Consider the following 12,527-nt stretch of genomic DNA (forward strand, 5'->3'; position numbering starts at 1 on the left):
GTCCTGGGATTTCGTGGCAGCATGGATGGTGTATGAGGAATTCAGAGTCTTTCGATATGACCAACGGTAGCGATCTGTACGACGGCGCCGACGACGTGGACGGCGCCGAGTTCGACGGCACCGACGGCACCGCCGAGGCGCGACCGAGCCGCCGCGGCGGCTGGGCCCCCGAGCCCACCACCGGTGAACTCCAGCTCGAAGACCGCAGCGCACTGCGCCGCGTCGCCGGGCTGTCCACCGAGCTCACCGACATCACCGAAGTCGAATACCGGCAGCTGCGCCTGGAGCGAGTCGTACTGGTCGGGGTGTGGACCGAGGGCAGCGCCGCGCGTGCCGAGGCCAGCATGGCCGAACTCGCCGCGCTCGCCGAAACCGCCGGTTCCGAGGTGCTCGAGGCGCTGATCCAGCGTCGCGACCGGCCCGATCCGGCCACCTACATCGGCTCCGGCAAGGCCGACGAGCTGCGCTCGGTGGTACTCGCCAGCGGTGCGGACACCGTGATCTGCGACGGTGAACTCACCCCCGCCCAGCTCACCGCGCTGGAGAAGGTCGTCAAGGTCAAGGTGATCGACCGGACCGCCCTGATCCTGGACATCTTCGCCCAGCACGCCACCTCGCGCGAGGGCAAGGCGCAGGTCGCGCTGGCCCAGATGGAGTACATGCTGCCGAGGCTGCGCGGCTGGGGTGAGTCGATGTCACGGCAGGCAGGCGGCCGGGCCGGCAGCAACGGCGGTGTGGGTCTGCGTGGTCCCGGTGAGACCAAGATCGAGACCGACCGGCGCCGCATCCGCGAACGGATGGCCAAGCTGCGCCGCGAGATCCGCGAGATGAAGACCGCGCGCGACACCATGCGCTCGCGGCGCACCTCCAGCGGCATCCCGTCGGTCGCGATCGTCGGCTACACCAACGCCGGCAAGTCCAGCCTGATGAACGCGCTCACCGGATCCGGTGTGCTGGTCCAGGACGCGCTGTTCGCCACCCTCGACCCGACCACCCGACGCGCCGAACTCGACGACGGCCGCGAGGTCGTCTTCACCGACACCGTCGGCTTCGTCCGGCATCTGCCGACCCAGCTGGTCGAGGCGTTCCGCTCCACCCTGGAGGAGGTCACCGGCGCCGATCTGCTGCTGCACGTGGTGGACGGCTCGGATGCCCTGCCCTCGGAGCAGATCAAGGCGGTGCGCGAAGTGGTCACCGATGTGATCCGCGAATCGGGCATGCCCGCGCCGCCGGAATTGCTGGTGGTCAACAAGATCGACGCCATCGATCCGGTCGAGCTCACCAGGCTGCGCGCCCTGCTGCCGGGTGCGGTGTTCGTCTCCGCGCACAAGGGCACCGGCATCGACGAGTTGCGTGACCGGCTCGCCGAGGTGCTCGGCGGCCTCGATGTCGAGGTCAGCGTGTTGCTGCCCTACACCCGCGGTGACCTGCTCGCCCGCATCCACGCCGATGGCCGGATCGATAGCTCCAGCCATGAGGAAGCGGGCACCAGGGTGCACGCCCACGTGCCGCAAGCCCTGGCCGCGGCGCTGTCGGAGTACGCGCACGCGGGCACTGCCGTCGGCGACGGGGCGTAACGACCGCCGGGTTTCCGGCACGTGAACAATGTCGCAGGTCAGCCCGTAGTGGCATATCCGATGCGACACAGTCGATTTCGTTGCGTTATCGTCATCGAATCGACATCAGGAGGGTTCATGTCGCACGACCGTTCCGGCTCGGCCGATTCCGGTGATCGGCCGGCCGGTGCTCTGCCGCGGGGGGCCGCTGCTCCGGCCGACGAGGCCGGGGCCCTGCGCGAAACCGCCGTGCTCAGCGACGGTGCGCCGCTGACGGTATCGCTGAGCGATACCGATCTGCGCATCATCGAGACCTTGCTCGCCCCGCTGCGCGCCTGGACCAGCCCGCGCTTCTACGGGCTGGAGAATATTCCGGCCGAGGGGCCGGTGCTGCTGGTGGGCAACCACAATCTGCTCGGCGGGATCGACGCGCCGCTGCTGTTGCCGGAGGTGCTGCGCCGGCGCGGCAGGCTCATCCGCGGCCTCGCGGAGAACGTCCTCATCGCGGTGCCCGGTGTCCGGCACCTGCTGCACCACTACGGTTCGGTGCGCGGCACCCGGCAGAACTGCTTGGCGCTGCTCGAGCGTGGTGAGGCCGTGATGGTCTTCCCCGGTGGCGGGCGCGAAGCGGTGCGCCGCAAGAACGAGAAGTACCACCTCAAATGGGAGGGACGCACCGGGTTCGCCCGGATGGCGATCGAGGCGGGCGCGCCCATCGTTCCGGTCGCGATGATCGGTGTGGACGACGCCTACGACATCATCGTCGACGGTGATCATCCGGTGCTGCGGCCGCTGCGCTGGGTGGTCGAGGCCCTCGGCATCAACCGCGAGCTGACCCCGCCCCTGGTGCGCGGCATCGGCCCGACGCCGCTGCCCCGGCCGGAGCGGTTCTACTTCGCCGCGGGGGCGCCGATCGATCCCGCGCCCTGGCGTGATGCCCCCGATCTGGGTGCCGCGGCGGTGGAATTGCGGGCAGTGGTGCGCAAGAGCCTGGAGGAGGAACTGCGGTTCCTGTTCGCCGAGCGCGACCGTGACGCCGGTCGCACCCTGGTGGGCCGGGTGCGCGGCGATCTGGGTGCGTTCGCCTCCGGTGCCATCGATCGGCTGCGGCGTTTTCGTTTGTCGTGAATCTCCTTTGATCATCTTCGTCCCCGATACTCGAGCAGGTGAGGCGACGAATTCGGGGAGTGAAGTGAACAGCCATTCTCATTCCGGGTACGGTGGGTGACAACGACGGACCGGTGCGGACCGGTTCGTGTGGTCACTAGGAGGTTGGTGTGGAGCGCACACTGTTCGAACCCGAGCACGACCTGTTCCGGGAGTCGTTCCGCAAGTTTCTCGACACCCATGTCGCGCCGAACCACGCGGCATGGGAAGAGCAGGGCATCGTCGACCGGTCGGTGTGGACCGAGGCAGGCAAGCAGGGCTTCCTCGGCATGGCCGTGCCCGAGCAGTACGGCGGCGGCGGGGTGAAGGACTTCCGCTACAACGCGGTGATCACCGAGGAGACGGTGCGCGGGCAGTACTCCGGTCTCGGCTTCTCGCTGCACAACGACGTCATCGCGCCGTACCTGCTGGAGCTGGCCAACGAGGAGCAGAAGCAACGCTGGCTGCCGGGCTTCTGTTCCGGCGAGATCATCACCGCCATCGCGATGACCGAGCCGGGCACGGGTTCGGACCTGCAGGGCATCAAGACCCGCGCCGTCCGCGACGGTGACGACTGGGTCCTCAACGGCGCCAAGACCTTCATCACCAACGGCATCAACGCCGACATCGTCATCGTGGTCGCCCAGACCGACCCCGACAAGGGCGCGATGGGGTTCAGCCTGCTGGTCGTCGAGCGCGATATGCCCGGCTTCGAACGCGGCCGCAACCTGGACAAGATCGGCCTGAAGGCGCAGGACACCGCCGAGCTCAGCTTCAATGACGTCCGGGTGCCCGCCGCCAACCTGCTCGGCACCGAGGGGATGGGCTTCATCCATCTCATGCAGAACCTGCCGCAGGAACGCATGTCGATCGCCGTGATGGCGGCCGCCGCCATGGAGGGCTGCCTGGACATGACCTGCCAGTACGTGCGTGACCGCAAGGCCTTCGGCAAGCCGATCGGCGCCCTGCAGAACACCCGTTTCGTGTTGGCCGAGCTGGCCACCAAGACCACCGCGGTGCGCATCATGGTCGACCGCTTCATCGAAGACCTGAACGCCGGCACACTCTCCCCCGAGGACGCCGCCATGGCGAAGTGGTGGAGCACCGAGGAGCAGCTCGACCTCATCAACCGCTGCCTGCAACTGCACGGCGGCTACGGCTATATGAAGGAATACCCGATCGCCAAGGCGTACATGGACGCCCGCATCCAGACGATCTACGGCGGCACCACCGAGATCATGAAGGAGATCATCGGCCGGTCGCTGAAACTGGCCTGATTCCCGCGAAGGCCGCGCAGCACCGAGCGCCCCGTCCCGCCGATCACGGTGGGGCGGGGCGGTTTCCGTCGCTAGCCCGCGTGCCGGGCGGTGACCAGCCAGGTCGCGGCCGGATGCCGGACCACCCCGTCGACCAGATGGCGGCGCAGCTCGGCACGTACCTCATCCAGCAGCGCCGTCCACCCGGAGGCGCCCAGTTCGGGCTCGAGCACACGGCGAGCCTGCCGTCCGGTGGTGGTACCAAGGATGAGCGCCATCCGCTGCGCCACCCCATCGCCGCCGTCGATGCCGTAGTCGCACAGGAAATCCACGGGGGTCACGGCGATATCGGACCATCCAGCCGTCGTCAGAATCGAGGTCAGGCGCTCGGGATCGGCGAACGCCGTCGGGCCGGGTGCGCCGGGTTGCGGGTCGTCCGGCCGAGGGTCCATGCGATCGGTCAGCACGGTGGTGCCGAGGGTGAACATCGGGTTCTCCGCGTGCCCGCGCCAGCAGGCGAACGTCAACCCGGCCTCCGGTGCGGCCGCCCGGCCGATATTGGCGAAGGCCGCGACCGGATCGTCGAAGAACATCACGCCGAATCGGGACACGATCCGGTCGAACGGCGCGCCGGGAACCGTGGTCAGGTCCATGGTCTGCGCATCGCCGAGGACCACCGCGGCCTCCGGCACGCGCGCCCGCGCCGCCTCCACCATGCCCGCAGACACGTCGACGCCGGTGACCGCCGCGCCGGCCGCGCGACCGGCGGCCAGCAATGTGCCGGTCCCGCAACCGATATCGAGCATCGCACGACCGTCACCGAGCGCCGCCGCACCGGCGATGGCCTCGGTCACCGGCGCGTACAACGCGTCGAAGAGCTGCTCGTTCTCGGTCCATCCGGCCGCGCCCTCGGCCCAGTTCTGCCGCATCTGCTCATTCACCACATCGCCAACGGTAGAGGTTCACGACATGGTCCGGGGCAGGCTCATCCGGAGCAGGCGGGGCGACCGACGACCGGCACGGTCAGGTACGCGACGCCAGGCCGGTGCCGGTGATCAGCGGCAGGTCCAGGGTGGTGCGGATTCCGGCGGGTGCCGCGACCACCGCTGGGATCGCGTTGACCAGGCGCATCGCGGTGCCGACCAGGCTGGCGTGGTTGTGGTCGCCGTTGTCGCTGAACATGGCCAGGTCCAGGGCGTAGTGCGGTTCGCCGGTGACCTCCACGCGGTAGGAGCCGCCCGCACGGGCCGGTTGCGGCCAGTCCGGGGCGAGGTCGGCCCGCAACCGGGTGACGTGTTCGAGCACCGTGACGGCCCGATCGCCGACCATGCCGCGCACCTCGAAGCGCAGCCCGGCCGCGGTGCCCTTCTCGATGGTGCCGGAATCGATCTCGAACGTTTCCGGAGCCGGGATCCGCTCATAGTCCTGGGTGACGGCATCGAGCTGGATATTCAGCCCCGCCGCCAGTTGCCGCACGACGCTGCCCCAGGCCAGCGACAGCACGCCCGGTTGCAACAGCAGCGGCGTCTCGTCCATCGGCTTACCGAAGCCCATGATGTCGAACATGACCGCGCGATTGTCGTAGGTCGAGTAGTCGACGATCTCCAGGCACCGCACCTGATCGACCCGGCGGCAGGTGCCGAGCAGCGCCATGGGCAGCAGATCGTTGGCGAACCCGGGATCGATGCCGTTGACGAACAGCGACGCATTGCCCGCCGCGGCAGCCTTTTCCACCGGCACCAGCAGTTCGTCCGGGATGACATCCCATGGGTATTGCAAGAACACCGGCGCACTGGCCACCACATTGATACCGGCGGCGAGCAAGGTCCGCAGGTCGTCGAGGGCCTCCATCAGCCGGTTGTCGGTCATGGCGGTGTACACCACGCAGTCGGGCTCCAGTGCGAGGATCCGCTGGGTGTCGGTGGTGGCCGTGATGCCGGTCGGGGCCGCCCCGACGAGTTCGCCCGCGTCCCTGCCGTCCTTGTCCGGCCCGGACACCCGCACGCCCACCAATTCGAGTCGTGGATCGTCGAGCACGCCGGCGAGCGCGTGCCGCCCGACATTGCCGGTGCCCCAGTGCACTACGCGATAGACCATGGTCGTCACCTCACAGATCGGGAAGGGGGATGTCGAGATTCGGTGCGATGAGGCCGCCGTCGACCTCGAGCACCTTGCCGGTCAGGAAATCGCCCGCGGGGGAGGCGAGAAACAGTGCCGCCGAGGCGATGTCGACGGGATCTCCGAGGCGGCGCATCGGGGTGGCCTGCTCGAGCTTGCCGCGCATCTCGTCGTTGCCCGCCACGACGGACAGCGCCGAGGTGAGGATCGATCCGGGGGCGATCGCGTTCACCCGGATGCGCGGGCACAGATCCATGGCGGCACTGCGGGTGTAATGCGCCAGCGCGGCCTTCGCGGTGGCGTAGGCGGCGAACGCGCGGCCGGGCAGCCTGCCCATCGTCGAGGTGATGTTGATGATCGAGCCGGTGCCCGCCGTCTCCAGGATCTTCGGTACCGCGGCGTGCACCAGCGAATGCGCGGTACCGACATTGAAGGTGAACGCCTCGGCCAATTCGGCGGCGTCGGTGTCCAGCAGCGGTTTCGGCATCGCTCCGCCGACGTTGTTCACCACGATGTCCAGGCGGCCGAACCGGGTCACCGCCGCGTCGGCGAGCGCGGCGGCGGCCTCGAGATCGGCGAGATCGGCCACCACGACATGCGCCTGCCTACCGGTCGCCGCCACCTGCGCGGCGACCTCGCGCAGATCTGCCTCGGTGCGCGCCGCGATCACCACGTCCGCGCCCGCCTCGGCGAATCCGAGGGCGATCGCGGCACCGAGGCCACGTCCCGCGCCGGTGATGATCGCTACCCGGCCATCGAGCCGGAATCGATCCAGAATCATCGCCGTATCCTTTCTGTGTCGAATATTCGACTACTATTCGGCGAATAGTCGATGCAGTGTAGGGCGCGGCGCGTCCGGCGACAAGGGGATGCGATGTCGATATCAGGGTCACCACCGACCCGCCGGGTGATCGCGGTGGTCGAGCTGCTGATCGAATCCGAGCGGGCGATGAACGCCTCGGAGATCGCGGCGGCACTGTCGTTGGCGCGCGCCACCGTCACGGCCGTCCTGGCAGAGCTCGCCGCTGCGGGGTGGGTTCGCCGTGACGGTGATCTGCGGTACCGGCCGGGGCCCGCGTTGGCGCGGTTGTCACCGGGGCCGCCCGCTGACATCGGCGCCGCCCATACCGAACTGGCGGCATTGGCCGCGGCCGCCGGTTGCGGCGCCACCCTCAGCCGGATCGACAGTGACCGGCTGACGGTGGTGGCCAAGCAGTATTCGGGCGAGCGGGTGGTGCCCGGTTTGACTGTCGGGCAATCGCTTCCACTGTCCTACCCGGCCGGAGCGGCGGTGATGCCGTGGCGCGCGGAAGCCGAACGCCGCGCATGGCTGGCGAGCGTGTCGGGTCCGGCTCGTCGCGCGGCCCCGGCCCTGCTGCGGTTCGTGGCCGACAACGGCTATGCGGTGTTCCGGCCCGATGCCGACGATGCCGGACTGGTCGACGTCCTCGCCGATCTGCTCGGCGCGGTCGGTGCCGAGGTGCTGCAACCCCAGTTGCGATCGCGGGTGCTGCGGCAGCTGTCGCGGCTGACCGCGCGGCCCTACACCGCCGCCGATATCGACTCGGCGGAGGCGCTGCCGGTCAGTTACCTGTCCGCACCGGTGTTCGACGGTGCGGCGGCACCCTATGAGGTGCAGATCGGTCCGCTGTTGCCCGCCGTCGGCCCGGCCGAGCGGGCGAGGTATATCGCCGCGATTCGAGCGGGCGCGCAGGCGATGTCGGCGGCGCTCGGGGAGCAGGCGAGGTAGCGCAGGGACCAACATCGCGGGGCCGGGTGCGCACTCGACGGCGATGACACACCGCGTCCGGGCGGAGAGCTCGTCAGCGGGACGGGTTCTCGCTGCTCCGGCCGGCATCCGGTGGTGGCGAGGTGGCGTCGTCGGTCAGCAATGCGACCACCGATTCGGCGGTCCAGGCCAGGTCGGCGCCGGGTCGGGAGGCGAGGTAGGCGGCGGTGCGCTGGATCGTCCAGCCGTGCGAGGCGATCAGTCCGTGCGCCAGGTGTCGCAGGTAGGCCGGGGCGGGCGGGTTGCCGGGCACGGCGTGGCTGCCCCAGGGCGCGGTGAAGGTGAGGATCGGGTAACCGTCGCGGACGCCGGCGTGCACCAGGGTTTCGTACCGGCCAGGGCCGAAGCTCGCGCGCCCGGTGCCGAGCGCGAGGGAGAAATCCAGGTCGGTGCCGGGTTCGCGGTACATCTCCTGGGCGGCGATATCGCTGAACTGGGCGGCGGTGAGCAGGTAGGCGTGGGCGGCGGTGTGGTCGGCGACATCCGGGTCGTAGAAGGCGCGCCCGCCGGTCCAGATGGCCGATTCGGTGGCGAAGTACAGCAGTCCGGGCAACAGCAGCGGCACCGACCGCAGTGGCGGACTCGGGTCCCGGCAGCCCGGCAGGGTCATCACCCCGCCGTTGGGTGCACCCCCGCGCAGGTAGTAGTCGAGGCGGCGCGGGTTCATATTCGAGCCGTAACTGGCGTACCAGACCAGCTCCGGTCTGCCGGTTTCCGCACTCCCGGCGGTCGCGTCGGCCATCACGCGCCCGCCGGGACCCTGCTCATGGCGTCTCAGATCTTGCGGATGACGGTGACGACCTTGCCGAGGATCTGGGCGTCGTTACCGGGGATGGGCTCGAAATGCGGGTTGTGCGGCATCAGCCAGACGTCCTTGCCCGTGCGCTTGAACGTCTTCACCGTGGCCTCGCCCTCGATCATGGCCGCGACGATATCGCCGTTCTCGGCGACATTCTGCTGCCGGACCACCACCCAGTCGCCGTCGCAGATGGCCGCGTCGACCATGGACTCACCGACCACCTTCAGCAGGAACAGCGAGCCGTCGCCGACCAACTCCTTCGGCAGCGGGAAGACATCTTCCACGGCCTGCTCGGCCAGGATCGGGCCACCGGCGGCGATCCGGCCCAGCACCGGGACGAAGGTGGGCACCGGACGATCGGAGTCGCCGGCCGCGAGGTCTTCGCCGCTGCTCTCCGCGCCCACCGCCGACAGGCTCGTCACGGCGCGCACCGCTTCGTCCAGGCCCCTGACGTCCACCGCGCGCGGACGATTCGGATCGCGACGCAGATAGCCCTTGCGTTCCAGGGTGCGTAACTGATGTGCCACCGAGGAGGTGGAGGTGAGTCCGACCGCATCGCCGATCTCGCGGATGCTGGGCGGGTAGCCGCGCTCGCTCACCGAGCTGCGGATCACCTCCAGCACCTTCCGCTGACGCACGGTGAGATCCGTTCCGGTCCCGGCTGTTTCGGCGCCGAGACCGCTCCCGTCGCCCGTGCCGTCTGTCTGGCTCACCGTTGCCGCCCTTTCGTGTCGGTGCCCGGCTCGACCGCGCCGTACCGGGAGTCGATGTCGTTCTCCGAATCTAGTCCGGTCGGCGCGATGTATCAAACATCTGTTCGAGCATGTCCGGCGTTTCTGCTGACTTTGTCGGTGCGCCGTGGTAGAAATCGAACATCAGTGCTTCGAACATGTGATCGAATGAGGGTCGGGCGAGCGGCGAGTCCGCTGGTAGAGCGACCGGTCGCCGCGAAGGTGCGGCGGATGACAGCAACGACGGGGTATCACCACGGAGGTTTGTCCGATGAGCACAGCGATCAGCGATATGGACAGGGTGGCGTCCGGGCCCGAGGCCCGGGAGGCCGGACTCGACCTCGTTCCCGGCGCGGGCGGCGGGGTGGCAGCGGGCCGGCGGCACTCGCGGCCCGGTGCCACCGAGGGCGGGAGCGGCGAGCGAGGGTCCGTTGCCGTGCGGATCCGCCGGGCGCGCGGCACCCTGCGCACCCGCCAGGCGATCCATCGGCCCGCCGAGCGACGCCCACGTGGAGCGGGCCCCCGGGCAGCGGTGGTGCGCTACGACTCTCGTCCGGCCCGGCTCGCTCGGGCGGGATACCCGGCCGACTCCGCGCAACGGGTCGAGCAGGCTCAGGTCGGGTTCGCTGTCCTGGCGATCGCGGCTGTGCTGAGCGCGCTGGTGGTGACGGCGCTGATCGGCATCGCGCACCTACGGGCGGAGTCCGTTGCCCCGCAGCAGCATCCGCAAGGGCCCGCCGTCGTCGAGCCGGCGCTGTTGCCGGGTGATGTTGCGGCCGATGTGCCGCGCTGAATGCCCGAATGGCATCGAAGAACGGTCACCACGGGTGGCCGAATATATTGATCGACAACTGAAACACGTTGCTACTGTGCTGAACACCTGATCCAGGCACCACCGCCGACAACTGAACCGGGGCCGCATGACGTATCAGCACACTGCCGGAGTCCGTCTCCGGTTCCTCGCCAGGACCGCAGTCGTCCTCCTCTGCACGGTGTTCGCGCTCGCTCCCGTTCCGGTCGCGCAGGCGGCGCCGGCGTACGCGGCCTACCTCGATCTGCCGGCCGTCAACGATGACGGCTCCGGTGCCGGTGGCCTGAATCCCGCTCTGCCGCTGGACGCGACTACCCTGCGCACCGCGCTCGATCAGGCCAGATCCGACGGCATCCCAGCGGGCCGATACGCGACCCTGCTACACCAGTACTGGCTCGTCGTCGCGACCGACAACGCCGGCATCGAGCTCGCGGCCTGGGCCCCGAACCGCGGCCCGGCCGCGGGCGAACGAATCTTCAACCAGGTCTACGTCAACTACCTGCGCCTGGCCTCGCAGCATCCAGAATTCTGGTGGGCCGCGCTGGCCGGAATCGCGGGCGGCTCCTTCGCTTCCGGCTACTTCGACATGAGCGATGTGGGCCGGATGGTGGATCTGCCCGCCATCCATCAACTCGGCAACGCCGTCGCGGACCTGCTGCGCCACACGCCCGGCGAACTGGTGCGCGGACTACCCACCGATATCCGCCTGCTCGCCACCGAAGGCCCGCGCCTGACCACCGACGATCTGATCTGGTACCAGATCCGGTTGATGACCATGCAGAAACACATCTTCGTGGATCTGGTGCCGATGCACGAGGCCTACCTGGCTGACGGCCTGGCGGGCATCGAGGAGATGCACCGGGCCGGAATCCTCGACGACGGCCTGCGCGCCGCCTGGCACTCGGTGGCCTCCGGCACCCGCGCCGGATTCGTCGACGCGCTGATCCGGATGACCGACCGCGAACAGAACCACATCGTCGCCGACCAGTGGGATGCCACCGCCACCGGACGCGGCGCCATGGGGCGCGTACTCACCTACGTCAGCACCCTCGCCGGTAAGGCGGGCGTGCCCGGGGTTCGGGCTCCTGGCGTCTTCGGACCCGCTACCGTCACCGTCGCGGTAGGCGACCGCACGCTGTCGCTGCGCACACCGCTGCCGGACTGGAACTGGGCCGACCGGGACGCCCGCTGGGCCTACATCACCGGCGATCTGGTGCCGCGCCATATCGACATGAAGTCCGATCCGGCCCTGGCGGCCACCGTCCTGGCGGAGCCGTTCTGGGACAAACTGGCGCGCGGTCGCCTGCTCCAGCGCCTGCCCGATGTCCTCGCCGATATGACCACCCAGTGGCAGCTGAGCGGCTGACGCCGATAACCATCCGGTGCGCTCGCGGGGTGAGCAGCACCGGGGCGAACCCCGCGCGGGTATTCTCGAAGTGCTATGCGGGTATACCGGAGTTCGCCACGGGTGTACCCGCCGCCGGGTACCGTCCCGGCCCATGCGCTCGCCGGATGGCAGGCCCCGATCGGCCGGCGGTCCGGACGCGAGCGTACGCATCGACGAAGGATCTCGGATGCACTGCCCGTACTGCCGGCACCCTGACTCCCGGGTGGTCGACTCGCGTGAGGCCGATGAAGGCGCGGCCATCCGTCGCAGACGTTCCTGCCCGGAATGCGGGCGGCGCTTCACCACGGTCGAAACCGCGATCCTGTCCGTGGTCAAACGCAGTGGTGTCACCGAACCGTTCAGCCGGGAAAAGGTCATTCGCGGTGTGCGCCGCGCCTGCCAGGGCCGCGAGGTCGACGACGACGCGCTGAACCTGCTGGCTCAGCAGGTGGAGGACACCGTCCGGGCCAAGGGTTCACCGGAGGTTCCGAGCCATGAGGTCGGACTGGCGATCCTCGGTCCGCTGCGCGATCTCGACGAAGTGGCGTACCTGCGGTTCGCGTCGGTCTACCGCTCCTTCACCTCGGCCGAGGATTTCGAACGCGAGATCCAGGGCATGCGTCAGGCGCGCGCCGCGGCCGTCGGCTCCGGCGACTGAGGGCTTCGGCCGACCGAGCGCTTCGCAGCTCAGATGCAGATGCCCGGCGGGCACGAGCAGCTGAAGCTGCCCATGTGCTGCCCGGGGCAGATCGTGATCGAGCCGGAGCCGACGAGGCCCGCCAGTGGACGCAACCACATCGTGAGGTTCGACGGCGACGCCACCGGCGCGGGCGCCTCCGCGCCCGCAGGTCCGGCGCCCGCAGTGGTCGCGAGCAGCAGACCCGCTCCGATTCCGATGCCGCCGATAACTTTTCGCATGACCAACACATCCTCA

13 protein-coding genes are annotated in these 12,527 nt (G+C 69.2%); 7 read left to right on the top strand and 6 right to left on the bottom strand.

What is annotated here, in order from left to right; all coding sequences use genetic code 11:
* Positions 1-56 precede the first annotated feature (56 nt).
* The 3 genes from hflX (at position 57) to GV790_RS07690 (ending at position 3,979) form a co-directional block, all read left to right on the top strand.
* A complete protein-coding gene (gene hflX / locus GV790_RS07680) occupies positions 57-1,577 on the top strand; it encodes a GTPase HflX (RefSeq protein ID WP_163811900.1) in 1,521 nt (506 codons plus the stop codon).
* Between the two features lie 117 nt (positions 1,578-1,694).
* Entirely contained in the window at positions 1,695-2,684 is a 990-nt protein-coding gene (locus tag GV790_RS07685; RefSeq protein WP_256673097.1) for a lysophospholipid acyltransferase family protein, read from the top strand.
* Positions 2,685-2,833: 149 nt separating this feature from the next.
* Complete coding sequence (locus GV790_RS07690; RefSeq protein WP_163811902.1) at positions 2,834-3,979, top strand: acyl-CoA dehydrogenase family protein; 1,146 nt, start codon at positions 2,834-2,836, stop codon at positions 3,977-3,979.
* A 71-nt stretch (positions 3,980-4,050) separates the two neighbouring features.
* Here GV790_RS07690 and GV790_RS07695 read toward each other — a convergent pair whose 3' ends face one another.
* The 3 genes from GV790_RS07695 to GV790_RS07705 form a co-directional block, all read right to left on the bottom strand.
* Positions 4,051-4,902: a class I SAM-dependent methyltransferase gene (locus GV790_RS07695; protein ID WP_280213295.1), complete on the bottom strand. Its 852-nt coding sequence runs from the start codon at positions 4,900-4,902 to the stop codon at positions 4,051-4,053.
* 79 nt (positions 4,903-4,981) lie between these two features.
* Positions 4,982-6,055: an NAD(P)H-dependent amine dehydrogenase family protein gene (locus GV790_RS07700; protein WP_163811904.1), complete on the bottom strand. Its 1,074-nt coding sequence runs from the start codon at positions 6,053-6,055 to the stop codon at positions 4,982-4,984.
* Positions 6,056-6,065: 10 nt separating this feature from the next.
* Positions 6,066-6,857, bottom strand: a complete 792-nt coding sequence (locus tag GV790_RS07705) for an SDR family oxidoreductase (protein WP_163811906.1) — start codon at positions 6,855-6,857, stop codon at positions 6,066-6,068.
* Positions 6,858-6,950: 93 nt separating this feature from the next.
* Here GV790_RS07705 and GV790_RS07710 point away from each other — a divergent pair, with 93 nt between their 5' ends.
* A complete protein-coding gene (locus GV790_RS07710) occupies positions 6,951-7,826 on the top strand; it encodes a helix-turn-helix domain-containing protein (protein WP_163811908.1) in 876 nt (291 codons plus the stop codon).
* Positions 7,827-7,899: 73 nt separating this feature from the next.
* On the opposite strand, the gene GV790_RS07715 is transcribed toward GV790_RS07710, so the two are convergent.
* Both GV790_RS07715 and lexA read right to left on the bottom strand, forming a co-directional pair.
* Entirely contained in the window at positions 7,900-8,607 is a 708-nt protein-coding gene (locus GV790_RS07715; RefSeq protein WP_163811910.1) for a histone deacetylase, read from the bottom strand.
* Between the two features lie 32 nt (positions 8,608-8,639).
* Positions 8,640-9,377: a transcriptional repressor LexA gene (lexA, locus tag GV790_RS07720; protein ID WP_175585824.1), complete on the bottom strand. Its 738-nt coding sequence runs from the start codon at positions 9,375-9,377 to the stop codon at positions 8,640-8,642.
* A 289-nt stretch (positions 9,378-9,666) separates the two neighbouring features.
* Between lexA and GV790_RS07725 the strand changes: the two genes are divergently transcribed.
* The 3 genes from GV790_RS07725 to nrdR all read left to right on the top strand — a co-directional run bounded on the left by GV790_RS07725 (position 9,667) and on the right by nrdR (position 12,251).
* Entirely contained in the window at positions 9,667-10,188 is a 522-nt protein-coding gene (locus tag GV790_RS07725) for a hypothetical protein (RefSeq protein WP_163811912.1), read from the top strand.
* Positions 10,189-10,387: 199 nt separating this feature from the next.
* Positions 10,388-11,572 carry a hypothetical protein gene (locus GV790_RS07730; RefSeq protein WP_309138984.1) on the top strand — a complete coding sequence of 395 codons (1,185 nt, stop codon included), beginning with the start codon at positions 10,388-10,390 and terminating at the stop codon, positions 11,570-11,572.
* Between the two features lie 208 nt (positions 11,573-11,780).
* Positions 11,781-12,251 carry a transcriptional regulator NrdR gene (gene nrdR, locus GV790_RS07735; RefSeq protein ID WP_048834273.1) on the top strand — a complete coding sequence of 157 codons (471 nt, stop codon included), beginning with the start codon at positions 11,781-11,783 and terminating at the stop codon, positions 12,249-12,251.
* 29 nt (positions 12,252-12,280) lie between these two features.
* Here nrdR and GV790_RS07740 read toward each other — a convergent pair whose 3' ends face one another.
* Positions 12,281-12,511: a hypothetical protein gene (locus tag GV790_RS07740; protein WP_163811917.1), complete on the bottom strand. Its 231-nt coding sequence runs from the start codon at positions 12,509-12,511 to the stop codon at positions 12,281-12,283.
* Positions 12,512-12,527: the final 16 nt, after the last annotated feature.

It is taken from the genome of Nocardia cyriacigeorgica (genome assembly GCF_010858045.1).
GTDB classification, from domain to species: Bacteria; Actinomycetota; Actinomycetes; order Mycobacteriales; family Mycobacteriaceae; genus Nocardia; species Nocardia cyriacigeorgica_E.

What these genes read in the sequence shown, in the direction of transcription:
- hflX (WP_163811900.1), top strand. Translation starts at nt 57, where the DNA reads ATGACCAACGGTAGCGATCTGTACGACGGCGCCGACGACGTGGACGGC.
- GV790_RS07685 (WP_256673097.1), top strand. Translation starts at nt 1,695, where the DNA reads ATGTCGCACGACCGTTCCGGCTCGGCCGATTCCGGTGATCGGCCGGCC.
- GV790_RS07700 (WP_163811904.1), bottom strand. Translation starts at nt 6,055, where the DNA reads ATGGTCTATCGCGTAGTGCACTGGGGCACCGGCAATGTCGGGCGGCAC.
- GV790_RS07705 (WP_163811906.1), bottom strand. Translation starts at nt 6,857, where the DNA reads ATGATTCTGGATCGATTCCGGCTCGATGGCCGGGTAGCGATCATCACC.
- GV790_RS07710 (WP_163811908.1), top strand. Translation starts at nt 6,951, where the DNA reads ATGTCGATATCAGGGTCACCACCGACCCGCCGGGTGATCGCGGTGGTC.
- GV790_RS07715 (WP_163811910.1), bottom strand. Translation starts at nt 8,607, where the DNA reads ATGGCCGACGCGACCGCCGGGAGTGCGGAAACCGGCAGACCGGAGCTG.
- GV790_RS07725 (WP_163811912.1), top strand. Translation starts at nt 9,667, where the DNA reads ATGAGCACAGCGATCAGCGATATGGACAGGGTGGCGTCCGGGCCCGAG.
- nrdR (WP_048834273.1), top strand. Translation starts at nt 11,781, where the DNA reads ATGCACTGCCCGTACTGCCGGCACCCTGACTCCCGGGTGGTCGACTCG.
- GV790_RS07740 (WP_163811917.1), bottom strand. Translation starts at nt 12,511, where the DNA reads ATGCGAAAAGTTATCGGCGGCATCGGAATCGGAGCGGGTCTGCTGCTC.